Origin of the sequence: Streptomyces sp. Y2F8-2, assembly GCF_014905555.1 — a bacterium.
GTDB classification, from domain to species: domain Bacteria; phylum Actinomycetota; class Actinomycetes; order Streptomycetales; family Streptomycetaceae; genus Streptomyces; species Streptomyces cynarae.
Map to the genome: position 1 here is coordinate 937,106 of NZ_BNGS01000003.1, position 24,324 is coordinate 961,429.

General features: G+C 70.7%; 19 protein-coding genes and 1 pseudogene. 9 read left to right on the forward strand and 11 right to left on the reverse strand.

Annotated features, from left to right (window positions below; all coding sequences use genetic code 11):
* Window positions 1-14: 14 nt before the first annotated feature.
* The 3 genes from pyk to pta all read right to left on the reverse strand — a co-directional run bounded on the left by pyk (window position 15) and on the right by pta (window position 4,850).
* Window positions 15-1,445, reverse strand: coding sequence for a pyruvate kinase (gene pyk / locus SY2F82_RS14305; protein WP_200419375.1), 1,431 nt, complete (start codon window positions 1,443-1,445; stop codon window positions 15-17).
* A 97-nt stretch (window positions 1,446-1,542) separates the two neighbouring features.
* Window positions 1,543-2,763: an acetate kinase gene (locus tag SY2F82_RS14310; RefSeq protein WP_200419376.1), complete on the reverse strand. Its 1,221-nt coding sequence runs from the start codon at window positions 2,761-2,763 to the stop codon at window positions 1,543-1,545.
* Entirely contained in the window at window positions 2,760-4,850 is a 2,091-nt protein-coding gene (gene pta / locus SY2F82_RS14315) for a phosphate acetyltransferase (protein ID WP_200419377.1), read from the reverse strand. The genes SY2F82_RS14310 and pta overlap by 4 nt, the downstream gene beginning before the upstream one ends.
* Window positions 4,851-5,101: 251 nt before the next feature.
* Here pta and SY2F82_RS14320 point away from each other — a divergent pair, with 251 nt between their 5' ends.
* Window positions 5,102-6,127, forward strand: a complete 1,026-nt coding sequence (locus tag SY2F82_RS14320; protein ID WP_200419378.1) for an ATP-dependent 6-phosphofructokinase — start codon at window positions 5,102-5,104, stop codon at window positions 6,125-6,127.
* A 38-nt stretch (window positions 6,128-6,165) separates the two neighbouring features.
* Here SY2F82_RS14320 and SY2F82_RS14325 read toward each other — a convergent pair whose 3' ends face one another.
* The 3 genes from SY2F82_RS14325 to SY2F82_RS14335 all read right to left on the reverse strand — a co-directional run bounded on the left by SY2F82_RS14325 (window position 6,166) and on the right by SY2F82_RS14335 (window position 8,584).
* The gene (locus SY2F82_RS14325) at window positions 6,166-6,885 is read right to left on the reverse strand and encodes a helix-turn-helix transcriptional regulator (protein ID WP_200419379.1); all 720 of its coding nucleotides are present in this window, start codon (window positions 6,883-6,885) and stop codon (window positions 6,166-6,168) included.
* Between the two features lie 491 nt (window positions 6,886-7,376).
* Entirely contained in the window at window positions 7,377-7,871 is a 495-nt protein-coding gene (locus tag SY2F82_RS14330) for a hypothetical protein (protein WP_236041410.1), read from the reverse strand.
* A 215-nt stretch (window positions 7,872-8,086) separates the two neighbouring features.
* Window positions 8,087-8,584, reverse strand: a complete 498-nt coding sequence (locus tag SY2F82_RS14335) for a lactococcin 972 family bacteriocin (protein ID WP_200419381.1) — start codon at window positions 8,582-8,584, stop codon at window positions 8,087-8,089.
* Window positions 8,585-9,182: 598 nt separating this feature from the next.
* On the opposite strand from SY2F82_RS14335, the pseudogene SY2F82_RS14340 reads away from it, so the two are divergent.
* Window positions 9,183-9,485: pseudogene (locus tag SY2F82_RS14340) on the forward strand (helix-turn-helix domain-containing protein); the annotation flags it as partial.
* A 17-nt stretch (window positions 9,486-9,502) separates the two neighbouring features.
* Here the strand turns inward: SY2F82_RS14340 and SY2F82_RS14345 are convergent.
* Together SY2F82_RS14345 and SY2F82_RS14350 are read right to left on the reverse strand one after the other, a co-directional pair.
* Window positions 9,503-10,195, reverse strand: a complete 693-nt coding sequence (locus SY2F82_RS14345; protein ID WP_200419382.1) for a response regulator — start codon at window positions 10,193-10,195, stop codon at window positions 9,503-9,505.
* A 37-nt stretch (window positions 10,196-10,232) separates the two neighbouring features.
* Window positions 10,233-11,900: a sensor histidine kinase gene (locus SY2F82_RS14350; protein WP_200419383.1), complete on the reverse strand. Its 1,668-nt coding sequence runs from the start codon at window positions 11,898-11,900 to the stop codon at window positions 10,233-10,235.
* Between the two features lie 299 nt (window positions 11,901-12,199).
* Here SY2F82_RS14350 and SY2F82_RS14355 point away from each other — a divergent pair, with 299 nt between their 5' ends.
* Window positions 12,200-13,591 carry a cation:dicarboxylate symporter family transporter gene (locus SY2F82_RS14355; RefSeq protein ID WP_200419384.1) on the forward strand — a complete coding sequence of 464 codons (1,392 nt, stop codon included), beginning with the start codon at window positions 12,200-12,202 and terminating at the stop codon, window positions 13,589-13,591.
* Window positions 13,592-13,745: 154 nt separating this feature from the next.
* Here the strand turns inward: SY2F82_RS14355 and SY2F82_RS14360 are convergent, their stop codons facing one another.
* Window positions 13,746-14,363, reverse strand: a complete 618-nt coding sequence (locus tag SY2F82_RS14360) for a TetR/AcrR family transcriptional regulator (RefSeq protein WP_200419385.1) — start codon at window positions 14,361-14,363, stop codon at window positions 13,746-13,748.
* A 166-nt stretch (window positions 14,364-14,529) separates the two neighbouring features.
* Between SY2F82_RS14360 and SY2F82_RS14365 the strand changes: the two genes are divergently transcribed.
* Together SY2F82_RS14365 and SY2F82_RS14370 are read left to right on the forward strand one after the other, a co-directional pair.
* Complete coding sequence (locus SY2F82_RS14365; RefSeq protein WP_200419386.1) at window positions 14,530-16,212, forward strand: MFS transporter; 1,683 nt, start codon at window positions 14,530-14,532, stop codon at window positions 16,210-16,212.
* A 106-nt stretch (window positions 16,213-16,318) separates the two neighbouring features.
* Complete coding sequence (locus tag SY2F82_RS14370) at window positions 16,319-17,089, forward strand: DUF2127 domain-containing protein (RefSeq protein WP_200419387.1); 771 nt, start codon at window positions 16,319-16,321, stop codon at window positions 17,087-17,089.
* 53 nt (window positions 17,090-17,142) lie between these two features.
* Here SY2F82_RS14370 and SY2F82_RS14375 read toward each other — a convergent pair whose 3' ends face one another.
* Window positions 17,143-18,294: a serine hydrolase gene (locus tag SY2F82_RS14375; RefSeq protein ID WP_200419388.1), complete on the reverse strand. Its 1,152-nt coding sequence runs from the start codon at window positions 18,292-18,294 to the stop codon at window positions 17,143-17,145.
* Between the two features lie 179 nt (window positions 18,295-18,473).
* Between SY2F82_RS14375 and SY2F82_RS14380 the strand changes: the two genes are divergently transcribed.
* The 4 genes from SY2F82_RS14380 to SY2F82_RS14395 all read left to right on the forward strand — a co-directional run bounded on the left by SY2F82_RS14380 (window position 18,474) and on the right by SY2F82_RS14395 (window position 23,152).
* Window positions 18,474-18,902, forward strand: coding sequence for a MerR family transcriptional regulator (locus tag SY2F82_RS14380; protein ID WP_200419389.1), 429 nt, complete (start codon window positions 18,474-18,476; stop codon window positions 18,900-18,902).
* Window positions 18,899-19,231 (forward strand): co-chaperone YbbN, encoded by a 333-nt coding sequence (locus SY2F82_RS14385; RefSeq protein ID WP_308437763.1) that lies wholly within the window; start codon window positions 18,899-18,901, stop codon window positions 19,229-19,231. The genes SY2F82_RS14380 and SY2F82_RS14385 overlap by 4 nt, the downstream gene beginning before the upstream one ends.
* Before the next feature lie 141 nt (window positions 19,232-19,372).
* Window positions 19,373-21,688 (forward strand): AAA family ATPase, encoded by a 2,316-nt coding sequence (locus SY2F82_RS14390; RefSeq protein WP_236041413.1) that lies wholly within the window; start codon window positions 19,373-19,375, stop codon window positions 21,686-21,688.
* A 54-nt stretch (window positions 21,689-21,742) separates the two neighbouring features.
* Window positions 21,743-23,152 carry a cytochrome P450 gene (locus tag SY2F82_RS14395; RefSeq protein ID WP_200419390.1) on the forward strand — a complete coding sequence of 470 codons (1,410 nt, stop codon included), beginning with the start codon at window positions 21,743-21,745 and terminating at the stop codon, window positions 23,150-23,152.
* A gap of 101 nt (window positions 23,153-23,253) precedes the next feature.
* Here SY2F82_RS14395 and glgB read toward each other — a convergent pair.
* Window positions 23,254-24,324: 1,4-alpha-glucan branching enzyme (gene glgB / locus SY2F82_RS14400; RefSeq protein WP_200419391.1), on the reverse strand; the 1,071-nt coding region annotated here is incomplete at its 5' end.

Below are 24,324 nucleotides of genomic sequence, written 5' to 3' on the forward strand. Positions count from 1 at the left end.
CGCCCTCGCGTGTGTCAGTTGCGTCCGCCCTCGCCCAGGTGGTGGACGCGGACCATGTTCGTGGTGCCGGGGACGCCGGGCGGGGAGCCGGCGGTGATCACCACGATGTCGCCGTCGTTGAACCGGTTGAGCTTGACCATCTCCTGGTCGACCAGCTCCACCATCTCGTCGGTGCTGTTCACGAACGGCACGATGTGCGACTCCACGCCCCAGCTCAGCGACAGCTGGTTGCGCGTGGACTCGTCCGTGGTGAACGCCAGGATCGGCTGGGCCGCGCGGTAGCGGGACAGCCGGCGGGCGGTGTCGCCGGACTGGGTGAAGGCCACCAGGCCCTTGCCGCCGAGGAAGTCCGCGATCTCGGCCGCGGCGCGCGCCACCGAACCGCCCTGCGTGCGCGGCTTCTTGCCCGGGACCAGCGGCTGCAGGCCCTTGGAGAGCAGCTCCTCCTCGGCCGCCTGGACGATCTTCGACATCGTCTTGACCGTCTCGATCGGGTACGCGCCCACGCTGGACTCGGCGGAGAGCATGACCGCGTCGGCGCCGTCCAGGATCGCGTTGGCCACGTCGGAGGCCTCGGCACGGGTCGGACGGGAGTTGGTGATCATCGACTCCATCATCTGGGTCGCCACGATCACCGGCTTGGCGTTGCGGCGGCACAGCTCGATGAGCCGCTTCTGCACCATGGGGACCTTCTCGAGCGGGTACTCGACGGCCAGGTCGCCGCGGGCGACCATCACGCCGTCGAACGCCATCACGACGTCCTCCATGTTCGCCACCGCCTGCGGCTTCTCCACCTTGGCGATGACGGGGACCCGGCGGCCCTCCTCGTCCATGATCCGGTGGACGTCCTTGACGTCGTTGGCGTCCCGCACGAAGGACAGTGCGACCATGTCGCAGCCCATGCGCAGCGCGAACCGCAGGTCCTCGACGTCCTTCTCGGACAGCGCCGGCACGTTCACCGCGGCGCCGGGCAGGTTGATGCCCTTGTGGTCGGAGATGACGCCGCCCTCGATGACGATCGTCCTCACCCGGGGGCCCTCGACGTCCAGGACCTTCAGCTCGACGTTGCCGTCGTTGATCAGGATCTGGTCGCCCTTGGAGACGTCCCCCGGCAGGCCCTTGTACGTCGTGCCGCAGATCGACTTGTCGCCCGGCACGTCCTCGGTGGTGATGGTGAACTCGTCACCGCGCACCAGCTCGACGGGACCCTCGGCGAAGGTCTCCAGGCGGATCTTCGGGCCCTGCAGGTCGGCGAGGACGCCGATGGCCTTGCCGGTCTCGGCGGACGCGGCACGGACCCGGACGTAGCGGCCCTCGTGCTCTTCGTGCGTGCCGTGGCTGAAGTTGAAGCGGGCCACATTCATGCCGGCTTCGATCAGCGAGACGAGCATCTCGTGGGAGTCGACCGCGGGGCCGAGAGTACAGACGATTTTCGAACGGCGCATGGGGCGATCCTATCGGTTTGTTTCGCTACGGAATATTCCGTCTGGCGGAAAATACAAATGGGCGGGTTCGCGCTCAGGCGAGAGCCGTCGAATTTCTTCAGTTGCCCTTTCCGGTGCCCTTGCCGACCAGTGCGTAGGTCTGCGTGGCGATCTCCAGTTCCTCGTCGGTCGGCACGACCGCGACCGCCACCCGCGCGGACGCGGGCGAGATCAGCCGCGGCCGGTCGCCGCGCACCGCGTTGAGGTCGCCGTCCACCGCCAGGCCCAGCCCCTCCAGGCCCGCGATGGCGGCCTCGCGCACCGCTGCGGCGTTCTCGCCCACACCCGCCGTGAAGGCGACCGCGTCCACCCGGCCGAGTACCGCGTAATAGGCGCCGATGTACTTCCTCAGTCGATGGATGTAGATGTCGAAGGCGAGCCGCGCCTCCTCGTCGCCCTCGTCGATCCGCCGGCCGATCTCCCGCATGTCGTTGTCGCCGCACAGACCGAACAGACCGCTCCTCTTGTTGAGAAGAGTGTCGATCTCGTCCATGGACATTCCGCCAACACGCTGCAAATGGAAGATGACGGCCGGGTCCAGGTCACCGGAGCGCGTCCCCATCACCAGACCCTCCAGGGGGGTGAGCCCCATGGAGGTGTCCACGCACTTCCCGCCCCTGACCGCCGATGCGGACGCCCCGTTGCCCAGGTGCAGCACGATGACGTTGACGTCCTCGGGCGTCTTGCCCAGCAGCTCCGCGGTCGCCCGGGACACATACGCGTGCGAGGTCCCGTGGAACCCGTACCGCCGGATCCGGTGCCGGTCCGCGATCTTCGTGTCGATCGCGTAGCGCGCCGCGTGCTCCGGCATCGTCGTGTGGAACGCCGTGTCGAAGACGGCGACCTGCGGCAGGTCGGGGCGCAGCGCCATGGCCGTGCGGATGCCGGTGAGGTTGGCCGGGTTGTGCAGCGGCGCGACCGGGATCAGCCGCTCGATCTCGGTGAGCACGGCGTCGTCGATGACGGTGGGCTCGGTGAAGAACATGCCGCCGTGCACCACGCGGTGGCCGACGGCGGCCAGCTCGGGCGAGTCGACGCCCAGCCCGTCCCTGCCCAGCTCCTCGGAGACCGCCTTCAGGGCGGCCTGGTGGTCGGCGATCGGCCCGTTCTGCTCCCGGGTGTCGCCCGTGGTGAGCGCCGTGTGCTTGATCCGCGAGGTCTGCTCGCCGATGCGCTCGACGAGGCCCACGGCCAGCCTGCTGCCGTCACGCATGTCCAGCAGCTGGTACTTCACGGAGGAAGAGCCGGAGTTCAGGACGAGGACACGGGACGGGCTCACTGGGCGGTTGCCTTCTGCTCGGGGGTCTGGGCCTGGATCGCCGTGATGGCGACGGTGTTGACGATGTCGGAGACGAGGGCGCCCCGGGACAGGTCGTTGACGGGCTTGCGCAGGCCCTGCAGGACCGGTCCGACGGCGATCGCGCCGGCCGAGCGCTGCACGGCCTTGTAGGTGTTGTTGCCGGTGTTCAGGTCCGGGAAGATCAGCACCGACGCCTGCCCGGCGACCTCCGAGCCCGGCAGCTTGGTGGCCGCGACGCTGGGCTCGACGGCGGCGTCGTACTGGATCGGACCCTCGATCTTCAGATCACTGCGGCGCTGCCGCACCAGCTCGGTGGCCTCGCGCACCTTGTCGACGTCGGCGCCGAAGCCGGAGCTGCCCGTGGAGTACGACAGCATCGCGATCCGCGGCTCCACCCCGAACTGCTCGGCGGTGGCGGCCGACTGGATGGCGATGTCGGCGAGCTGCTCGGCGTTCGGGTCCGGGTTCACGGCGCAGTCGCCGTAGACGAGGACCTTGTCGGCGAGGCACATGAAGAAGACCGAGCTGACGATCTTCGCGTCCGGCTTGGTCTTGATGATCTCGAAGGCGGGCCGGATGGTGGCGGCCGTGGAGTGCACGGACCCGGACACCATGCCGTCGGCGAGCCCCTCCTGGACCATCAGGGTGCCGAAGTAGTTCACGTCGGAGACGACGTCGTACGCCAGCTCGACCGTGACCCCCTTGTGGGCGCGCAGCGCCGCGTACTTCTCGGCGAAGGCGTCACGCAGCTGAGAGGTGGCCGGGTCGATCAGCTGGGAGTCGCCGAGGTCGATGCCGAGATCGGCGGCCTTCTTGCGGATCTGTTCGACGGGCCCGAGCAGCGTGAGGTCGCACACCCCGCGGCGCAGCAGCACCTCCGCGGCGTGCAGCACCCGCTCCTCGGTGCCCTCCGGGAGGACCACCCGGCGCTTGTCGGCGCGGGCCTGCTCCAGCAGCTTGTGCTCGAACATCATCGGCGTGAGCCGGTCGCTGCTCGGCGCGGAAACCCGCTTGTTCAGATCCACGGTGTAGACGTGCCGCTCGAAGAGCCCGAGCGCCCGCTCCGTCTTGCGCGGGGTGGCCGCGTTCAGCTTCCCCTCCATGGAGAAGAGCTGCTCGGCGGTGGGGAAGCTGGTGCCGGACACCGAGAGCACCGGGGTGCCGGGGGCGAGGCGCGCGGCGAGGGCGAGGACCTCGTCGCGGGGCACCTCGTTCAGTGTCAGCAGCACACCCGCGATCGGCGGGGTCCCGGCGCTGTGCGCGGCCAGTGAGCCCACGACGAGGTCGGCGCGGTCGCCCGGGGTGACCACCAGGCAGCCCGGGGTCAGGGCGGCGAGGAAGTTCGGCAGCATGGCACCGCCGAAGACGAAGTCGAGGGCGTCGCGCGCGAGGCCCGAGTCGTCGCCGAGCAGCACCTTGGCGCCGAGGGCGTGGGCGATCTGGGCAACGGTCGGCGCCGAGAGGGCGGGTTCGTCGGGAAGCACGTAACAGGGCACCGGGAGGCGGGATTCGAGCCCTTCGGCGATATCGTCGCGGTCCTCGCGGGCCACCCGGTTGACGACCATGGCGAGAACGTCGCAGCCGAGTCCCTCGTAGGCGCGGTAGGCGTTCGCCGTCTCGGCGCGCACCGACTCCGCGGTCTGCCGGCGGCCGCCCACGACCGGGATCACCGACGCCCCGAACTCGTTGGCGAGCCGGGCGTTCAGGGACAGCTCGTCCGGGAGCTGGGTGTCGGCGAAGTCGGTGCCGAGGACGAGGACGACCTCGTAGTCGCGGGCCACCGCGTGGAACCGGTCGACCAGCGTGGACACCAGTTCGTCCGCGCCGCGCTCGGCCTGGAGCGCGGCCGCCTCCTGGTAGCCCATGCCGTACACGGTCGCCGGGTCCTGGGACAGCCGGTACCGGGCGCGCAGCAGCTCGAAGAGGCGGTCGGGGCCGTCGTGGACGAGCGGACGGAAGACGCCGACCCGGTCGACCTGGCGGGTCAGGAGCTCCATGACTCCCAGCTCGACGACCTGGCGGCCGTCGCCGCGGTCGATCCCGGTCACGTACACGCAGCGCGTCACGCGTGCTCTCCGTTTCGTCTCTCGAGGGGGTGGGCTTGACCGATTCCGAATGCTTTTGTGGAGTTCTGCGGAGGCTGAAAATCCTCCACGCGGGTGAGCAGAACCCTCTTGACAATACCCCTGGGCGCGGATAAGGCGCCCCTCAGGTACCAGGGATCGGGGGCGGGCATGCGCGATCGGCACCGGCCTGTGAGCCGTGAAACAATCGGACTGGCTCACCGGTATCGACAGCGAGCAGGAGACACAGCACGATGCGCATCGGAGTACTCACCGCAGGCGGCGACTGCCCGGGCCTGAACGCAGTGATCCGGTCGGTCGTGCACCGAGCGGTAGCGCAGTACGGCGACGAGGTCATCGGCTTCGAGGACGGTTACCGGGGCCTTCTGGACGGCCACTACCGCACCCTCGACCTCGACGCCGTGAGCGGCATCCTCGCCCGTGGCGGCACCATTCTCGGCTCCTCCCGGCTGGAGCGCGACCGGCTGCGCGAGGCCTGCGAGAACGCCTCGGACATGATCCGCGACTTCGGCATCGACGCCCTCATCCCGATCGGCGGCGAGGGCACCCTGACGGCGGCGCGCATGCTCTCGGACGCGGGCCTGCCGGTCGTCGGCGTGCCCAAGACGATCGACAACGACATCTCCTCCACGGACCGCACCTTCGGCTTCGACACCGCGGTCACCGTGGCCACCGAGGCCATGGACCGCCTGAAGACGACGGCCGAGTCGCACCAGCGCGTGATGGTCGTGGAGGTCATGGGCCGCCACGCCGGCTGGATCGCCCTGGAGTCGGGCATGGCGGCCGGCGCCCACGGCATCTGCCTCCCCGAGCGCCCCTTCGACCCGGCCGACCTGGTCAAGATGGTCGAGGAGCGCTTCGCCCGCGGCAAGAAGTTCGCGGTGATCTGCGTCGCCGAGGGCGCCCACCCCGCCGACGGCACCATGGACTACGGCAAGGGCGAGATCGACCAGTACGGCCACGAGCGCTTCCAGGGCATCGGCACGGCCCTCGCGTACGAACTGGAGCGGCGGCTCGGCAAGGAGGCCAAGCCGGTCATCCTCGGCCACGTCCAGCGCGGTGGCGTACCGACCGCCTACGACCGGGTGCTCGCCACCCGCTTCGGCTGGCACGCGGTCGAGGCGGCGCACCGCGGCGATTTCGGCAGGATGACGGCGCTGCGCGGCACCGACGTGGTGATGGTGCCGCTGGCGGAGGCGGTGACCGAGCTGAAGACGGTGCCGAAGGACCGGATGGACGAGGCGGAGTCGGTGTTCTAGAACACCGGGTTCGTCGTTCTGGAACCCCGGGTTCGTCGCTAGGAGTTCCTCTCGACCGTCTCCCAGAAGATGTCCACCACGCGGTCGAGGCAGTCGCGGCCGGCCTCGCCGGCGTCGGCCGCGGCGGACCCCGCGCCCCGGTTCAGCGTGGCGGTCATGCGCCCCTGGTAGTCGGCGTGCATCTCCTCGAGGACGTCCTCGAGGAGCGGCCGCTCCAGGGGCAGCAGTTTGCCGACCTGGCGGACGTACGCCTGCCAGCGGGTGGTGACCGCGCCGCGCAGCAGTCGCGCGAGCCGGCCCTCGCGCCCGGTCACGGTGACGAAGTCGGGCAGGGACAGCTGGAGCACCTCGGCGAGCGCGGCGGACTGCCGGTCGTTGCCGCGCCAGGCGTCCGCCTCCTCCATCCGCACGTAGGCGAGGAGCTCCAGGCCCACGGCGTGCGCCACGTCCTCCTGCGCGAGCCCGCGCGCGAGACGGTGCTCGCGCAGGGTGCGGGGCGCGGCGATGAGTTCGCCAGGAGCACACCACAACACGCCCGCGAGCGCGGTCAGTTCGTGCGGCCTCGGAGTGGCGGCCCCGCCCTCCCAGTCGATCACGAGGTCGGGCGTGACATGGGGGAGCCCGTACGAGGAGCGCATGGTGTGGGCGACGTGCTCGGGTGCCATGCCCAGGGCCGCCCGGAGGCGGCGGGCGGCGGCGGCGTCGAAAGCCGGGGTGGGCTGGTGCGGTTGCCGGGCCTGCGGTGGATGCACGAGCACAAGGTAGAGCGCCGGGGCTCAGGCGACTACGGACTGTTCAGCCATACTCACGCATCGTGGATAACGCGTGGTGTCTGTCCGCTCGCCACTGGGCGGCGGCACCCGGCGCGGCCCTCCCGGCACAGCCATGCCATGGGGGTGAGGGCCGCGGCCCCACCGGCCGAGACGCGAGGGCTCGGTGGTGGCGGAGTACTGCGGATGCACCCAGCAGCAGCGCGTTCGGTCGGTAGTGCGGGCCAGGCACGGATCGCTCCAGTGCAGTCAGGTAGTTCCATGAATTCACACCTGTCCTGACTCAAAACCGCACCGGCCCCGCCGCACCATCTCATGAAGCTTGTACCCAAAGTTGCTCGATCGTGAGCAGGTGGGCGAGGCGGGCGCCGCGCCGGGTGGACGAGAAGAGGCCGCTGAAGTTTCAGAGAGGAGAGTCGAGTTGGGTGGAGGAGCCGGCAATTTTCTGATTCACATCACTGGGGGCGGCCGCACCTGCCTTAGCCAACGCCCACCCCAGCGGAACGAATACGGCGAGACCTCCACCAAAGCCAGACCGTGTGGCCCACCAGAGCGACCGCAACGGCAACAGCCGTGAACCGAACGGTGGTCCAGGTACCCAGAACAACCTGACTCGGCCCCCGCGACTCCGTCTCCAGGCGCATGGAAGTCTCATAAAAAGCCACCAGGGGAACAAGCAGCCGGAAGAAGAGGCCGCCGATGCCCGGCACCTGTGCGAGGTTCCCCAGGAGCCCAAGGGGTGCTCCGAAAAAGAATGCCAGCACACCCCAGAGGGCAATTCCGGATGATCCCGCACCTGAGGAATCCAGCCCACCCAGGGACGCGAGGTATCCCTTAGTCAGGTAGTAGGTGACGACACCGATAGTCAGCCCCAGAGGCGCGAGAACAACCGATTCGATTTTGGACCGGCGGAAATAACCCACCAGAAAAGCGTAACAGGCCCACGGCCACCCACCGGTGAAAACGGCGCCCACGGCCGCACCTGGACGGCCGCCCCAATGCTCGGCAGTAGGCCCCATCAGGCCAAGCGACAAGCCAAGCCCGAGTGGCACCACAAGCGACGCGGCCCGAGCACCCCGAAAGTCCACTCTCTCCCCTTCCGGCCCTAATGCGGCAACACTCCGGACCCGTGTGGGCCCGGAGTAATGATCCAATCGAGGGAGATCAGCCCTCATCGCGGTGGACACATTTACGCATTATCGTAATAGGCGTAGCAGGTGTATGCCGCATCTTGTGTCGAGTTGGCGTAGGAGGTCTCCCCCTTCGCCACCCAGCCACTTGAATGGTCGACGTTCTGGACCCTGACCGTTGACTTGTGCTTCACGTCCGCGATGTAGTTCGAGTAGCACTTCTTCCCGGCCGACACCAGATCGTACCCATAGCACCACTTGCCATGAGTCAAATTCTCGCAGGTATTCCCTTGCAGTTGAGCGGTCGAATCTTTGATTTCTAGCTTTACCACACCCCACTCGGAGGGGTTACCCAGCTCAGCGGGCGGCTTCACTCCGTCACCGCGCTTGTGGATGACGGGCCGCCCGGCCGTGAGGCCGTCGGTGGCTTCAATCCCGGCGTTACCGGTCGCTGTGTCACTCTGAGGACTGTACGCGGCTGCCGGGGTGGCAAAGCTGCAAACCGCGAGCGCGGCACTCACGAAGCCGAAAATTATCGATCTTCCGAACTTTTTCACGATGTCCCCTCTTTGTCCCCCCGTTGGGGGTTTCGGGAGGATCCTCTATGAAGGCGCGGTGGCGGTCAATCACATTAAAACGTCGCGAAAACTATTTTCGCTGATTCGCTGATTCGCTGACCCGGCTGGGAGCGCATCGCGCACTTTTTCGCCCGAATTCAGCGAACTGACCTAACCCTTCTCCCTCCGGTGGGCGCTGTGACAGATGGCTTGATCTTGCGCCCACCCAGCCTCGATGCGCGACGCGACCGTGGGTGACTGCGTTGGCCGTCGGCTCCGCAACGATCTGACCCGGTGTCACCAGGGGGAGTCCCCGGCTGCGGAGTTGCTCGGTCGCGAGAAGGCGGGCGAGGCGGGCACCGCGCCGGGTGGACGAGAAGAATGCGCTGAAGTCCCGGATAGGGCAGCCGAGTCGGGCAGGGGCTGGCGATTTCCTGATTCACATCACTCGGAGCTGCCGCACCTGCTTACTGCGAACAGTGACGAAGACGTTGCGTACGGTGACTGTCCGGAGATTGTACGGTGGTGTCCGGGCTGTCGGGACGGGGCGTAGGGGTACGGGCTCGGCGGTACGACGCGGTACGACGGAGGGGCGCGGGTGTCGGTGGACGGCGAGGCGGTTCGGCTCAAGGGGGAGGCGGAGGAGCCGGGGTGGGAGGTGGACCCCGACGATGAGTGGGGCGTGGCTGTCATCACCACCGTGGGGCGGCAGTTGAAGCTGCGGCGGGAGGCCGTGGGGATGCGGGCCGCGGAGTTTCGGGGCGGCGGTCGGGTACGGCGAGGACCTTGTCTACAAGATCGAGGGCGGAAGCGGATCCCACGGCAGGAGTACCTCGACAAGGACGACGAGGTGTTGGGTGCGGGCGGGCTCCTTGCGGCGTCCTGGGAGGACGTGAAGAAGGCCGTGCCGGCCGGTGACTAACGCCCCCGTTCCGCCGCCGTCACCCACCGGTACACCAACTCCGGCCGCCCCACCTGCCCGTACAACGGGCTCCGCCCCGCCCGACCCGCGTCCACCAGGTGCTCCAGATACCGCCGGGCCGTGATCCGCGAGATCCCCACCGCTTCGGCGACCCCCGCCGCCGTGAGCCCCTCCTCCGCGTCCCGCAGCACCCCCGTCACGCGCTCCAGTGTCGGCGCGCTGAGCCCCTTGGGCAGCGCCGCCGGGCCCGGGGCCCGCAGGGTGGCCAGGGCGCGGTCGACCTCGTCCTGGCCGCTCGCCTCGCCCACCGCCTCGCGGAACTCCGCGTAGCGCACCAGCCGGTCCCGCAGCGTCGCGAACGTGAACGGCTTCAGCACGTACTGCACGACCCCCAGGGAGACGCCCTCCCGCACCACCGCGAGGTCCCGCGCCGAAGTCACCGCGATGACGTCCGCGTGGTAGCCGGCCGCCCGCAGGGAGCGCGCCAGTTGCAGACCGTGCACGTCGGGCAGGTGCAGGTCCAGCAGGAGGAGGTCCACCCGCGTGCGCTCCAGGGCGCGGCGCGCCTCCGCTCCCGTGGCCGCCTTGCCGACCGCCGTGAAGCCCGGGACCCGGCCCACGTACATCACGTGCGCGTCGGCGGCGACCGGATCGTCCTCCACGACCAGAACGCGGATGGGCTCGGTCATGCGTCACCTCCGGACGCGGGCGCGGTGCGGGTGCGTCTCATGCGTCACCTCCGGGCAGGGCGGTCTCGGCGGCCGGTGACGTCCGCGGAGCCGCAATGGCCGCCCCCACGGTAGGCAACGGCACCCGGGCCTCGAACTCCGCCCCGCCTCCGGGCCCCTCGGACACCGTGAGAGTCCCGTCGTGGCGGCGTACCGTCTGGCGGACCAGGGCGAGGCCCAGGCCGCGGCCGCCCGGAGCGGTGGCGGGCTTCGTCGACCAGCCGCGTTCGAACACCGCCTCCGCGTGCGCGGGGTCCACCCCGTCCCCGGTGTCCGACACCCGCAGGACCAGCTCCGGGCCCTCCGTGTACGCGGTCACCGTCACCCGGGCGCCCACCGAGCCCTGGGCCGCGTCCACCGCGTTGTCGATCAGGTTGCCGAGGATCGTCACCAGGTCCCGGGAGGGGAGGGAGGGCGGCAGCAGACCGTCGTCGATGCTGCTGTCCTCCGACACCACCAGCTCCACGCCCCGCTCGTTCGCCTGCGCCGCCTTGCCGAGCAGCAGTGCCGCCAGCACCGGCTCGTTGACCGCTGCGACCACCTGGTCGGTGAGGGCCTGCGCCAGTTCCAGCTCGGCCGTGGCGAAGTCCACCGCCTCCTCCGCGCGGCCCAGCTCGATCAGCGAGACCACCGTGTGCAGCCGGTTCGCCGCCTCGTGCGCCTGGGAGCGCAGCGCCTGGGTGAAGCCGCGCTCCGAGTTCAGCTCGCCCGTCAGCGCCTGCAGCTCGGTCACGTCGCGCAGGGTGACGACGGTGCCCCGGCGCTCGCCGCCGGAGACCGGGGAGGTGTTCACCACCAGGACCCGGGTCGCCGTCAGATGCACCTCGTCGACCCGGGGCTCGGAGGACAGCAGCGCGCCCGTCAGCGGGGCCGGCAGTCCGAGCTCCGCCACCGAGCGGCCCACCACCTCGCCGCTCACCCCGAGCAGCTCCCGGCCGCCGTCGTTGATCAGCGCCACCCGGAACTGGCCGTCCAGCATGAGCAGGCCCTCGCGCACGGCGTGCAGGGCGGCCTGGTGGTAGTCGTGCATACGGCTCAGCTCGGTGGCGTTCATGCCGTGGGTGGAGCGGCGCAGCCGGGCGTTGATCACGTAGGTGCCGATGCCGCCCAGGAACAGCGCGCCGACCGCGACGCCGGCCATGGCGGTCACCTGGTCCTGGACCCGGGCCGTGACCGTCTCGATCTTGATGCCCGCGCTCACCAGGCCGACGATGCGGCCGCCGTCCCAGATGGGAGTGACCGCGCGCTCGGACGGGCCCAGCGTGCCGGTGTACTTCTCGGTGAAGGTCTCGCCCTTCAGCGCGCGCTCGATATGGCCGCGGAAGTGCTCGCCGATGCGCTGGGGGTTGGGGTGGGTCCAGCGGATGCCCTGGGGGTTCATGATCGTGACGAAGTCCACGCCCGTGTGCCGCTGCACCTGGAGCGCGTAGGGCTGGAGCGACTTCGTCGGGTCGGCGGTGCGGATCGCCGCCCGGACCGACGGGGAGTCCGCGACCGAGCGGGCCACCGCCGTCGCCTGCCGGTCGGCCGCCTGGCGGGCCTGGCTGTGGTCGCTGACGTAGGTGAAGAGCGCGTACCCGGCGACGAGCACCGCGATCAGCACGGCCTGCATGGCGAACAGCTGACCTGCGAGGCTGCGGGGTCTCGGTATGTGGGGCACACGCATGGGTTCAGTCTGCCTCGCCGTTCCCGCTCCCCGTATAAGCGAGAACTAAATGAACGGAAGGGTGACCGCCCTCACACGGGCGGGAGATAGTCACCGCATCCCCCGGGGAGCGTGCGCCGCCTCCCGGACCCCGGGAGTACACGCCCCGGATCACGGGAGTACACCCCCCGGAATCCTGGGAGTACACCTCCCGGAATCCTGGGAGTACACCTCCCGGAACCCGGGAGTACGCCTCCCGCCATCCCCCGGACGTGAGCCGCACGCCGGATCAACCGACGTCGTCGTCGAGGAGGGCAGCCGTGGCCAGCACAGCCCGAACGGCACCTGCCGCGCCCGCAGCCAAGCGGGACCGCACCCACTATCTGTACATCGCCGTGATCGTCGCGGTGGCGCTCGGCATCGCCGTGGGCCTGGCCGCCCCCGATACCGCGGTCCAGCTCAAGCCTCTCGGCACGGGCTTCGTGAACCTGATCAAGATGATGATCTCGCCGATCATCTTCTGCACGATCGTGCTGGGCATCGGTTCGGTACGCAAGGCCGCCAAGGTCGGGGCCGTCGGCGGCATAGCCCTCGGCTACTTCCTGGTGATGTCCCTGGTGGCGCTCACCATCGGCCTGGTGGTGGGGAACGTCCTGCACCCGGGTGAGGGCCTGCACCTGACGAACGCGATCAAGCAGGCGGGCCACGCGCAGGTGTCGTCCGACGCTCTGCCGCCGGTCGACTTCGCGCTCTCGATCATCCCGAAGACGTTCGTCTCCGCCTTCACCGAGGGCCAGGTCCTGCAGACCCTGCTCGTCGCGCTCCTCGCCGGGTTCGCGCTGCAGGCGATGGGCCCGGTCGGCACTCCGGTGCTGCGCGGCATCGAGCACGTCCAGCGGCTCGTCTTCCGCATCCTCGCCATGGTGATGTGGGCCGCGCCGATCGGCGCCTTCGGTGCCATCGCCGCCGTCGTGGGCTCGTCCGGCCTGGCCGCGCTCAAGAGCCTCGCCGTGCTGATGCTCGGCTTCTACGTCACCTGCGTCCTGTTCGTCTTCGTGGTGCTCGGAGCGGTGCTGCGCATCGTCTCGGGCCTGAACATCTTCTCGCTGCTGAAGTACCTGGCCCGTGAGTTCCTGCTGATCCTGTCCACCTCCTCCTCCGAGTCCGCCCTGCCGCGGCTCATCGCGAAGATGGAGCACCTGGGCGTCAGCAAGCCGGTGGTCGGCATCACCGTCCCGACCGGCTACTCCTTCAACCTCGACGGCACCATGATCTACATGACCATGGCGTCGCTCTACATCGCCGACGCGCTGGGCACGCCGATGTCCGTCGGCGAGCAGATCCCGCTGCTGCTCTTCCTCCTCGTCGCCTCCAAGGGCGCGGCGGGTGTCAGCGGCGCCGGCCTCGCCACGCTGGCCGGCGGTCTGCAGTCGCACAAGCCCGCGCTGGTCGACGGCGTCGGCCTGATCGTCGGCATCGACCGCTTCATGAGCGAGGCCCGTGCCCTGACGAACTTCGCGGGCAACGCCGTGGCCACCGTCCTGATCGGCACCTGGACCAAGGAGATCGACAAGGAGCGGGTCCGGCAGGTGCTCGCCGGGCAGCTGCCCTTCGACGAGACCACGCTGCTGGACGAGGGCCACTCGGCGGTCCCGGCCGACGAGGCCGAGGTGGCCGGGCAGGACGGCGACAAGGAGCTGGCCAAGGCGTAGGCGCTGCGCCGGTGGGGCGGTCCGGCACCTGCGGGCCGTCCGTGGCTGGTCGCGCACCTTCCCCGCGCCCCTTGAGGGGCGCCACTCACCCCGAGCGGTCGAGCCTCCCCCCGTGGGCTCGGCCGCTCGGCCTTTTCCGTTTCCAGGGCGGGCTTCAGCCGCTGAGCTTCGCCACCAACTCGCCGGCCCGCTCAGCGGGCACCCCTGCCGCGGTCAGCAGCGTGACCGCGGCGGAGCCGCCCGCCTCCCGCGCCGCCAGCAGGCCGTCGTTCACCGCCTCCATCAGTGCGAACAGCATCTGCTCGTGCACATACGCCAGCGCCTGCGGCGGCAGCGGCGATGCGAAGACGCCCTGCTCCAGACCGCGCGCCAGGATCTCCGCACACGCCTTGCGGACCGGTGCCAGCCGGTCGCGGATGCCCTGCACGGTGACGCTGCGCTGGGCGAGCGCCACCAGGATCCGGTAGCGGTCGGCGACCTCCCACACCGCGAGAGCGGAGCGGGCCAGCGCCTCGGCCGGGTCCGTGACGCCCTCGCGGCCCGCCGCGTGCGCCGCCGCCACCGCCTCGACCGCGCCGTCGACGAGGGTGCTGATCAGCGCCTCACGGCTCGGAAAGTGCCCGTACACCGTGCGCCGTACGACGCCCGCGGCCCGGGCGATCTGATCCATGGACGCGTCCGGGTCGCGCAGCAGCTCGGCCAGCGCGACATCCAGGATGCGGCGGCGGTTTACATCGGCCCGGCTGGCGTTACCCGTGGTCATGGCTGCCATTGTGCACGGCCCCGCGTGGTGTCCGTACGCCTCCACAGGGCCTCCACCTCCTCCATTTGCACACCGCTGTGCAATGCCGTACCTTGCACAGTGTTGTGCAGTTGCACGGTGATGTGCAAGTCGCTGTGCACGTCATGGGCGATGGAGGAGAGGAAGGCCCGCACTCATGCGTCTCGTCATGAACGAACCGGTCGAGAGGACGGACCGGCCCTACCCCCGGCGCTGGTGGGCGCTGGGCGTGCTCTGCCTGAGCCTGCTGATCATCGTGATGGCGAACACCGCCCTCACCGTCGCCGCCCCCGACATGACCCGCGACCTCGGCCTGTCCAGCGCCGACCTGCAGTGGGTCATCGACGGCTACACCGTCCCGTACGCGGCGCTGATGCTGCTGCTCGGCGCGATCGGCGACAAGTACAGCCGACGCGGGGCGCTGGTCCTCGGGCTCGTCGTCTTCGGCGGCGGCGCCGTCTTCGGCTACCTCGCGGACAGCGCCGCCACCGTGATCGCGGCGCGCGCCGTGATGGGCGTCGGCGCCGCGCTGATCATGCCCGCCACGCTCTCCCTGCTCGCCGCGACCTTCCCGCGCGCCGAACGCGCCAAGGCGATCACCCTGTGGACCGCGACCGCGGGGCTCGCCATCGCGGCCGGACCGGTCGTCGCGGGAGCGCTGCTCAAGGACCACGGCTGGTCCTCGACCTTCCTGATCAACGTGCCGATCGCCGCCGTCGCCCTGGTGGCCGCCTTCGTCCTGGTCCCGCCGTCCAAGGCCGCCCACCACGACCGGATCGACGTCGTCGGCGGACTGCTGTCGGTGGTCTGGATCGGCTCGCTCGTCTACATGATCATCGAGGGGCCGCACTTCGGCTGGGGCACCAAGGCCGTCACGGCCGCCGTGGTCGCGGGAGTCGGCCTCCTGCTGTTCGTCGCCTGGGAGCTGCGCCACCCGCGCCCGGTCCTGGACGTGCGCCGCTTCGCACACCGCCGCTTCGCCGGCTCCAACCTCGCCGTCGCGCTGTTCTTCCTGGCGGTCTTCGGCGCCTTCTACTACCTCACCCAGCACCTGCAGTTCGTCCTCGGCTACGACGCCCTGCAGACCGGTGTGCGCATGCTGCCGCTCGCCGGAGCCGTCTTCGTGGGCTCGGCACTGACCGGGTTCCTCACCCCGCGCGTCGGCATGAGGATCACCGTGACCGCGGGCATGGTCGGCGGCACGGCGGCGCTCGCGCTGCTCACCCGCGTCGACGCCGGATCCACCTACGGCGACTTCGTGCTGCCCCTGGTGATCCTGGGCCTCGCGATCGGCCTCGCGCTCTCGCCGTGCACCGACGCGATCATGGGTGCGTTCCCGGAGTCCGAGCTGGGCGTCGGCGGCGCCGTCAACGACACCTCGCTCGAACTCGGCGGCTCGCTCGGCATCGCCCTCCTCGGTTCGGTGCTCGCCGACTCCTACTCCTCGCACCTGGCGGACGCCACCGCGGGCAGCCGGCTCCCGGCGAACACGCTGGACACCGCGCAGGACTCCGTCGGCGCCGGATACGCGGTGGCGCAGGGCATCGGCGACAAGGCCCGGCAGCTCGCCGAGCAGGCCGCACACGCGGGCAGCGCCCAGCAGGCCGCACAGCTCAAGGCACAGGCCGGGCAGCTCGCGGACGGCGCCCGGCAGATGGCCGACGCGGTCGGCTCGTCCTTCGCGGACGCCGTCGCCCACACCAGCCTGGTCGGCGCGGTGATCCTCGGAGCAGGCACCCTCCTGGTCGCCGCGCTGCTGCCGCGCAGGGACCGCCCCGCGCAGCCCGCCGCCGAGGAGCAGGCCGAGGAGCGGGATCTCGTGACCGCCGAACGCCACTGACCTCGACGGGAACCCCCCGCCCTGCCCCCACGTCTCGTAGGACATGCACTACCGTGCCGTGCCGGAACGACCGGCACGGCACCTTCATGCGGGAGGCACGGGGGCAATGAAGATCGACTGGGACCGGCGCACCTGCGCGCGCCGCGGTCATGTGACCTACGCGCCGGACGACCCCCGGCTGCGGATCCGGCTGCACGCCCAGACCGCACTCGGGGACGTGTGGCGCTGCCTGCGCTGCGGGGACTTCGTGCTCGGCGAGCCGCACGGCTCGGGACCGGCCGGCGACGCCCCGCTCGTGCCGCGCGGCAAGGTGCTGCGCGACCTGTTCATCCTGCGCTTCCTGGCGATCGAGCGGGCCGTTCGCGGGGTGTTCATCGTGCTGGTCGCGGTGGCGGTGTGGAGGTTCAGCAACAGCCAGGACGCGGTGCGGCGGCTGTTCAACGAGTACCTGGAGGTCTTCCGGCCGGTCTTTCGGCACTTCCACTACGACCTCGACCACTCGCCCGTGGTCGGCACCATCCAGAAGTCCTTCGGCTACCGGCACTCCACGCTGATCCTGGTGGCCGGGCTGCTGCTGGCGTACGCGCTGATCGAGCTGGTCGAGGCGGTCGGCCTCTGGTACGCCAAGCGCTGGGCGGAGTACCTGACGGTCGTCGCCACCGCGGCCTTCCTGCCGCTGGAGGTGTACGAACTCACCGAGCACATCAGCGGCCTGAAGATCGCGACACTGGTCCTCAACATCCTCGCGGTCCTCTACATTGCGTTCGCCAAGCGCCTGTTCGGGCTGCGCGGCGGCCGCAAGGCGTTCGAGGAGGAGCGGCGGAGCGCCTCCCTGCTGGAGGTGGAGGAGTCGGCCGGGGTCTTGCTCACGCCCTGAACCGTCCCGGTCGGTCCGGCGGTGGGGCCGCCGGACCCTCCCGGCCGGGCGTCTCATGACGTACCGGCCGCGTACCGCCAGAAGTCGCGCATCAGGGCGGGCGGGGTCGGGCTCTCCATCGCGCGCTGGGTGAGCAGGATCGCGACCGTCCCGGTGGCCGGGACGACGTGGGCGCTGGTGCCGGTGCCGCCGATCCAGCCGTAGCGGCCGGGGACGGTCCAGGGATCGGAGGCCGCGATGTCCACCGAGCCGCCGTAGCCCCAGCCCTGCCCCTCGAGGAAGAGGGCGGCCCTCGCCCGCTGCGCCGGGGCGAGATGGTCGGCGGTCATCCGGCGCACCGACTCCGTGGCGAGGACACGGCGGCCGTCGGGCGTGGTCCCGCCGGCCAGCAGCATGCGGGCGAAGGCCAGCCAGTCGGCGGCCGTACCGGCGAGGCCGCCCCCGCCGGACGGGAACGCGGGCAGACTGCTCCAGCCGCCGTCCGGGGTGTCGACGACCTCCAGGCCACCCGTGCCGTCGGGGCGGTAGGCGGTGGTGAGGCGATGGCGCTTGGTGGCCGGCACCTCGAAGGCGGTGTCGGACATGCCCAGCGGCTCGAGGATCCGCTCGGCCAGCACCTCGGGCAGCGGACGGCCGGTCGCCCGGGCGATCAGCACGCCCTGGAGGTCGGAGCAGGTGTGATAGAGCCAGGCCTCGCCCGGCTGGTACAGCAGCGGGAGGCGGGCCAGCTCGGCGACCCAGGTGTCCGGGTCGGGGAGGGCGCCCGGATCCGCGCCGGGCCTCTGCACCTCGAACAGGGCCTTGACCTGGGGCAGGGAGAAGTCCGACGGGAAGCCGTACCCCGCGCGGAAGGTCAGCAGGTCCTGGACCGTGATCTGCCGGGAGGCGGGCACCACGTCGTCGAGCGGACCGGCGGGGGTGCGCACCACGGTGGGGTGCGCCAGCTCCGGGATCCAGACGGCGATCGGGGCGTCGAGGGCGAGGGTGCCGTCCTCCACGAGGGTCATCACGGCGGCGGCCACGAGGGGTTTGGTGATCGAGGCGAGGCGGAAGATCGCGTCGGGCGGCATCGGCTGCGCGCCGGTGGCGTCCAGCGAGCCGACCGCCGCGGTCTCCGTACGGCCGTGCCGCTCCACCAGGGCCACGGCGCCCGGCGCCCAGCCCTTGTCGATGTACGTCTTCACGAGGTGGTGCAGGGTGGTCATGGGTCCGTCCGTCCGCCGTCGCCGGGTCCTGTCACAGATGAGACCGCCGGGGCGGGCCGGAGTCATCGGTGCGCGCCGGGGGAGTGGCGGGATTTTTCCCGGGGCTCGCGTGACCGTCGGGGGCGCGGCCTGCCTGCGGCCTTGCCTTGACGTCGGCGTCAAGGACTACCGTCGCGGACATGCGAATCGGCGAGCTGGCGGCGCGGGCCGGGACCACCACGCGGACCCTGCGGTACTACGAGTCGCGGGGGCTGCTGCCCGCGCGGCGCGGTGACAACGGATACCGGACCTACGACGAGCGCGATCTGCGGCTGCTCCAGCAGATCCGCACCCTGCAGGACTTCGGGTTCGACCTGGAGGAGACACGGCCCTTCGTGGAGTGTCTGCGGGCCGGGCACCCGGAGGGCGACTCCTGCCCGGCGTCGCTCGCGGTCTACCGGCGCAAGCTGGATGAACTGGACGCGCTGATCGGGGAGTTGCAGTCGGTGCGGGAGAAGGTCGCCGGACAGCTGGCGCGCGCCGAGCAGGCCCGCGACGGACTGGCCGCCGAGGCGCTGGTTCCGGGAGGTCCGGAACCGCTGTGCGAGCTGGGAGGGCAGGAGCGGTGATCAAGGCGGATGGTGTGACCGAGGTGACGGACGCGGACTTCGGGGCGGAGGTGCTCGCATCGGATCTGCCGGTGCTGGTGGAGTTCACCGCCGACTGGTGCCCGCCGTGCCGGCAGATGGGGCCGGTGCTCAGCTCCCTGGCTTTCGAGGAGGGTGACCGGCTCAAGGTGGTCCAACTGGATGTGGACACCAATCCGGAGACGACGAACGCCTACAAGGTGCTGTCGATGCCGACCTTCATGGTGTTCCGGAACGGTGAGCCCGTGAAGGCGATGGTGGGGGCGCGGCCCAAGCGGCGGCTGCTGGAGGAGCTGTCCGACGTGCTCTGATGCCCCGACCGCCACAGCAGAAATCCCCCGAGTAATTGCGCTCGGGGGATTTCTTTGCGTATATTCAATGGTTCGCGACTTGAGGATGGGTCGGGTCGCGAAGAAGTTCAGTGAGCACAGTGTATCCGGGCGGGAGCTGAATTGTCAAACACCGAATTTCCGGACGATGAATTGCGGCACGAGCAGGAATTCATCGACGGGTTGTACACGCGGGTGGACGCGTTGCGCGGCGACACCGAGGGTTCCGTCGCGGACGCGCTCGCCCAGGGCGACAAGCCCATGCAGGCCCGCCTGGAACGGGACATCCTCGTCGCCGAACGCTCGGGCCTGCTGGCCGCGCTGAACGCCGTGGACGGCTCGCTGTGCTTCGGCCGTATCGACCTCACCTCCGGGACGAGCCACCACATCGGCCGTATCGGACTGCGCGCCGACGACGCCGAGCGCACACCGATCCTGATCGACTGGCGGGCCGAGGTCGCCCGCCCCTTCTACCTGGCCACCGGACACACCCCGATGGGCCTGCGCCGGCGCCGGCACATCTCCACCGAGGGCCGCCGGGTCACGGCCCTGCACGACGAGCACCTCGACGTCGCCGACCGCGAACGCACCGGCCACGAGGACCCCGCCGGGGACGACGTGCTGCTCGCCGCGCTCAACGCGGCCCGCACCGGCCGGATGAGCGACATCGTCCGGACCATCCAGGCCGACCAGGACCGCATCATCCGTGCACCCCACCGGGGAGTGCTGGTGGTGGAGGGCGGCCCGGGCACCGGCAAGACGGCCGTCGCGCTGCACCGCGCGGCCTACCTCCTCTACGAGCACCGGGAGCTGCTCGCCCGCCGCGCCGTCCTCATCGTCGGCCCCAACCCGGCGTTCCTCGGCTACATCGGCGAGGTGCTGCCCTCCCTCGGCGAGACCGGCGTGCTGCTCGCCACGGTCGGCGAGCTGTTCCCCGGCGTGAAGGCCACCGCCGCCGACACACCTGAGGCCGCCGCGGTGAAGGGCCGCGCCGAGATGGCCGACGTGCTCGCACGGGTCGTCGCCGACCGGCAGGCGCTGCCCGACCCGGTCATCGCCATCGAGCACGACCGGGACGTCCTGCTGCTCGACGACGGGCTCGTGAACGTGGCCCGCGAACGCACCCGCGCCGCGAAGCTGCCGCACAACGCGGCGCGCGAGCACTTCGAGGGCCACATCCTCAACACGCTGACGGACATGGTCGCCGAACGGATCGGCACCGACCCGTACGACGGCTCGAACCTCCTCGACGCGAGCGACATCACCCAGATCCGCGACGAACTGGCCGAGAACCCGGAAGTCTGGTCCGCGATCGACCAGTTGTGGCCGCGTCTGACCCCGCAGCGGCTGGTCGCCGACTTCCTCGCCGATCCGGAGGGCTATGTGTCCGACGAGGACGCGGCCGCCATCCGCCGCCCGGTCACCCGCGCCTGGACGACGGCCGACATCCCGCTGCTCGACGAGGCGGCCGAACTCCTCGGCGAGGACGACCGCTCGGCCCGCGCCCGCGCCGAACGCGAGCGCGAGGCGCAGGTGTCGTACGCGCAGGGCGTGCTGGACGTGTCGTACGCCTCCCGGACGTACGAGTTCGAGGACAAGGAGGACAGTGACCCGGAAGCGTCGGAAGTCCTGTCCGCGCACGACATCATCGACGCCGAACGGTTCGCCGAGCGGCACGAGGAGGCCGACCACCGCAGTGCCGCGGAGCGCGCCGCGGCCGACCGCACCTGGGCGTTCGGGCACATCATCGTCGACGAGGCGCAGGAGCTGTCGCCGATGGCCTGGCGGCTGCTGATGCGGCGCTGCCCGACCCGCTCGATGACCCTGGTCGGGGACCCGGCGCAGACGTCCGAGGCCGGCGGGGTCGGCTCCTGGTCGAAGATCCTCGCGCCCTACGTCGAGGACCGCTGGGAGCACACCCGGCTCGGCGTCAACTACCGCACGCCCGCCGAGATCATGGAGGTCGCGGCGGCCGTGGTCCGGGCGGAGCACCCCGGCTTCGAACCGCCGAGCTCGGTCCGTTCCACCGGCGTACGGCCGTGGGCGCGCCGCGCGGTGGACGACCTGCCCGGCACGGTGGCGAAGGCGGCCGCCGAACTCACCCCCACCGAGGGCCGGCTGGCGGTGATCGCCCCGCGCGAGCTCCACCGGGCGCTGGCCGCGCGGATCGACGGGGTGACCGCGGGCGGCGAACCGGACCTGACCCGGACCGTGGTCCTGCTCGACCCGCGCCAGGCCAAGGGCCTGGAGTTCGACTCCGTCCTGGTGGTCGAGCCGGGGCGTTACGGCACGAGCGACCTCTATGTGGCGCTGACGCGGGCGACGCAGCGGCTGGGCGTGGTGCACAGCGGGGAGCTGCCCGAGCCACTGGCGGCGGCACTGACGGACGCGGACGACGCGCGCCGGAACGCACCGGAAACGAAGATCACCGGGGCATAACAGTTCACGCTTCGATCACCGGCCGTGCACGTCCGGTGCGGTATGCGTGTCGGTATGGACGCCCAACCGTACGCGACCGCGCCGGCCGACAGCCCGTCGCTCGCCTCGCTGCCGGTACCGCCGCTGCTCACCTCGGAGTTCGACGCGGATCCCGAGGGCGTGTACGAGCGGCTGCGGCGCACCTACGGCCCGGTCGCGCCGGTCGGGCTGATGGGGGTGCCCGTGTGGCTGGTGCTCGGCTACCGCGAGGTCCTTCAGGTGCTGCGGGACGAGAGCGTGTGGCGGCGGGACGTACGGTACTGGCGGGCCCGGGCGCAGGGGTGGCTGCCCGCGGACTGGCCGCTGCTCGCGGGCTACGAGGTGCGGCAGACGATGTTCATGGACGGCGACGAACACCGGGCGGCCCGCCGCACCCACCACTCGGCGCTGCGCCCCTTCCAGGACGGGCACACGCCGCAGGGCTGGGAACTGCGGGCCGCCGTCGCCCGCTACACGGACGAGCTGATCGGCGTGCTGGCCGCCGACTCGGGGCCGACGGGGTTCGCCGACCTCGGGGCGCAGTACACACGGCCGTTGCTGCTGATGGTGACGACGCGGCTGTTCGGCTGCCCGGTGGAGCTGGGCGACGAGCTGGTCATGGACCTGTGGCGGATGCTGGACGGCGGGTCGGACGCGGGGGCGGCGACGGGCAGGGCGCTTGCGGCCATGACCCGACTGGCGGCGCACCGCCGGGCGCGGCCCGGTGACGACCTGACCTCGTACATGCTGCTGGCCGATCCCGACCTGTCGGACGAACGGCTGGGCCGGGAGCTGTTCATGAACGCGGTCTACCTCAACGACGTCACCGGGAACATGGTGCTGAACACGCTCCTGGAGGTGCTGCGGGGCAACGCCACGGTGCGGCTCGGTCTGTCGGCCGGGCAGCTGGGGGAGACCGTGAACCGGGCGGCGCTGGTCAATCCGCCGGTGGCCAACATGTGCTTCCGCTTCGCGGCGCGGGATGTGCGGCTGGGCAACTTCTGGATCCGGGCGGGCGACGCGGTGTCGCCGTCCGCGGCGGCCGCGCACCGGGACCTGCTGGCGCTCGACTCGTCCTCGGCGGTGGACCCGACGATCAGTACGCGGGCGCATCTGGGGTGGGGGGCGGGTCAGCACCAGTGCCCGAGTGCGGCGCGGGAGCTGGGCGGGATGATCGTGGCGACGGCGGTGGGGCGGGTCTTCGAGCACTTCGCACAGGCGGAACTGACGTTGCCGCCCGATCAGTTGCCGTGGCGGTCGGGGCCGGTGGTGCGGGGGCTGCGACTGCTGCCGATCCGCTACGCGTTGCACGGGGACGTGCCGGTGCCGGGTGCGCGTGGCGCCTCGGGGGGAGCCACGGAACCCCCGGAGGAGCCGCGCGGTGTGGAGCGGGAGGCGAAGGGGTTGCTGGCGGGGCTGCGGAGGCTGATGTTCGGCGGCCGCTGAGCCGACCACGAGGGTGTCCCGCCGGGTGACCCGCCCCCGCCGCCCCTACCCTTCCCGTCCCTGGGGGCTGCGCCCCCAGACCCCCGCTTCCGGCGAGAAACCTAGGCCGGGCGGAGCCAGAGCGTTGCCAGCGGGGGCAGCGTCAGGCGGAGGCTGGCCGCACGGCCGTGCCACGGCGTGGGTTCCGGCTTCACCGGCCCCGGGTTGCGGACGTCGCTGCCTCCGTACGCCGCCGCATCCGTGTTCAGCACCTCGTGCCAGGCCGGGACGTCGTCCGGGACGCCCAGGCGGTAGTCCTGGCGAACGACGGGGGAGAAGTTCGACACGGCCAGCAGAGGTCCGCCCTCCGCGTCGTGGCGCAGGAACGCCAACACGTTGTCGTCCGCCGCGTCACCCACGACCCAGCTGAAACCGGACGGTTCGGTGTCCCGCTCCCACAGCGCCGGCGTGCCGCGGTACACGGTGTTGAGGTCGCGGACCAGGTCCCGCACCCCCCGGTGGTCCGCCTCCGCGCCGTACTCCGGATCCAACAGCCACCAGTCCGGTCCGTGCGCCTCCGACCACTCCGCACCTTGGGCGAACTCCTGTCCCATGAAGAGGAGTTGCTTGCCCGGGTGCGCCCACATGAAGCCCAGGTACGCACGGAGGTTCGCCCGCTGCTGCCACCAGTCGCCCGGCATCTTCGACACCAGCGACCGCTTCCCGTGCACCACCTCGTCGTGGGAGATCGGCAGGACGTAGTTCTCGCTGTAGGCGTACACCATCGAGAACGTCATCTCGTTGTGGTGGTAAGCGCGGTGGATCGGGTCGTGGGCCATGTACTCCAGCGAGTCGTGCATCCAGCCCATGTTCCACTTCAGCCCGAAGCCGAGGCCGCCGAAGCCGCTCGGCCCCCGGTGGTGCGTCGCCCGGGTCACCCCGTCCCAGGCGGTGGACTCCTCCGCGATCGTCACCACGCCGGGGTTACGGCGGTACACCGTCGCGTTCATCTCCTGGAGGAACGCGACGGCGTCCAGGTTCTCCCGGCCGCCGTGCTCGTTCGGGATCCACTGGCCGGGCTCGCGGGAGTAGTCGAGGTAGAGCATGGAGGCGACGGCGTCCACGCGCAGGCCGTCGATGTGGAACTCCTCGCACCAGTACACGGCGTTGGCGACCAGGAAGTTGCGCACCTC

Coding starts and splice junctions, on each gene's coding strand:
- pyk (WP_200419375.1), bottom strand. CDS start 1,445: ATGCGCCGTTCGAAAATCGTCTGTACTCTCGGCCCCGCGGTCGACTCC.
- SY2F82_RS14320 (WP_200419378.1), top strand. CDS start 5,102: ATGCGCATCGGAGTACTCACCGCAGGCGGCGACTGCCCGGGCCTGAAC.
- SY2F82_RS14345 (WP_200419382.1), bottom strand. CDS start 10,195: ATGACCGAGCCCATCCGCGTTCTGGTCGTGGAGGACGATCCGGTCGCC.
- SY2F82_RS14350 (WP_200419383.1), bottom strand. CDS start 11,900: ATGCGTGTGCCCCACATACCGAGACCCCGCAGCCTCGCAGGTCAGCTG.
- SY2F82_RS14360 (WP_200419385.1), bottom strand. CDS start 14,363: ATGGCAGCCATGACCACGGGTAACGCCAGCCGGGCCGATGTAAACCGC.
- SY2F82_RS14365 (WP_200419386.1), top strand. CDS start 14,530: ATGCGTCTCGTCATGAACGAACCGGTCGAGAGGACGGACCGGCCCTAC.
- SY2F82_RS14370 (WP_200419387.1), top strand. CDS start 16,319: ATGAAGATCGACTGGGACCGGCGCACCTGCGCGCGCCGCGGTCATGTG.
- SY2F82_RS14375 (WP_200419388.1), bottom strand. CDS start 18,294: ATGACCACCCTGCACCACCTCGTGAAGACGTACATCGACAAGGGCTGG.
- SY2F82_RS14380 (WP_200419389.1), top strand. CDS start 18,474: ATGCGAATCGGCGAGCTGGCGGCGCGGGCCGGGACCACCACGCGGACC.
- SY2F82_RS14395 (WP_200419390.1), top strand. CDS start 21,743: ATGGACGCCCAACCGTACGCGACCGCGCCGGCCGACAGCCCGTCGCTC.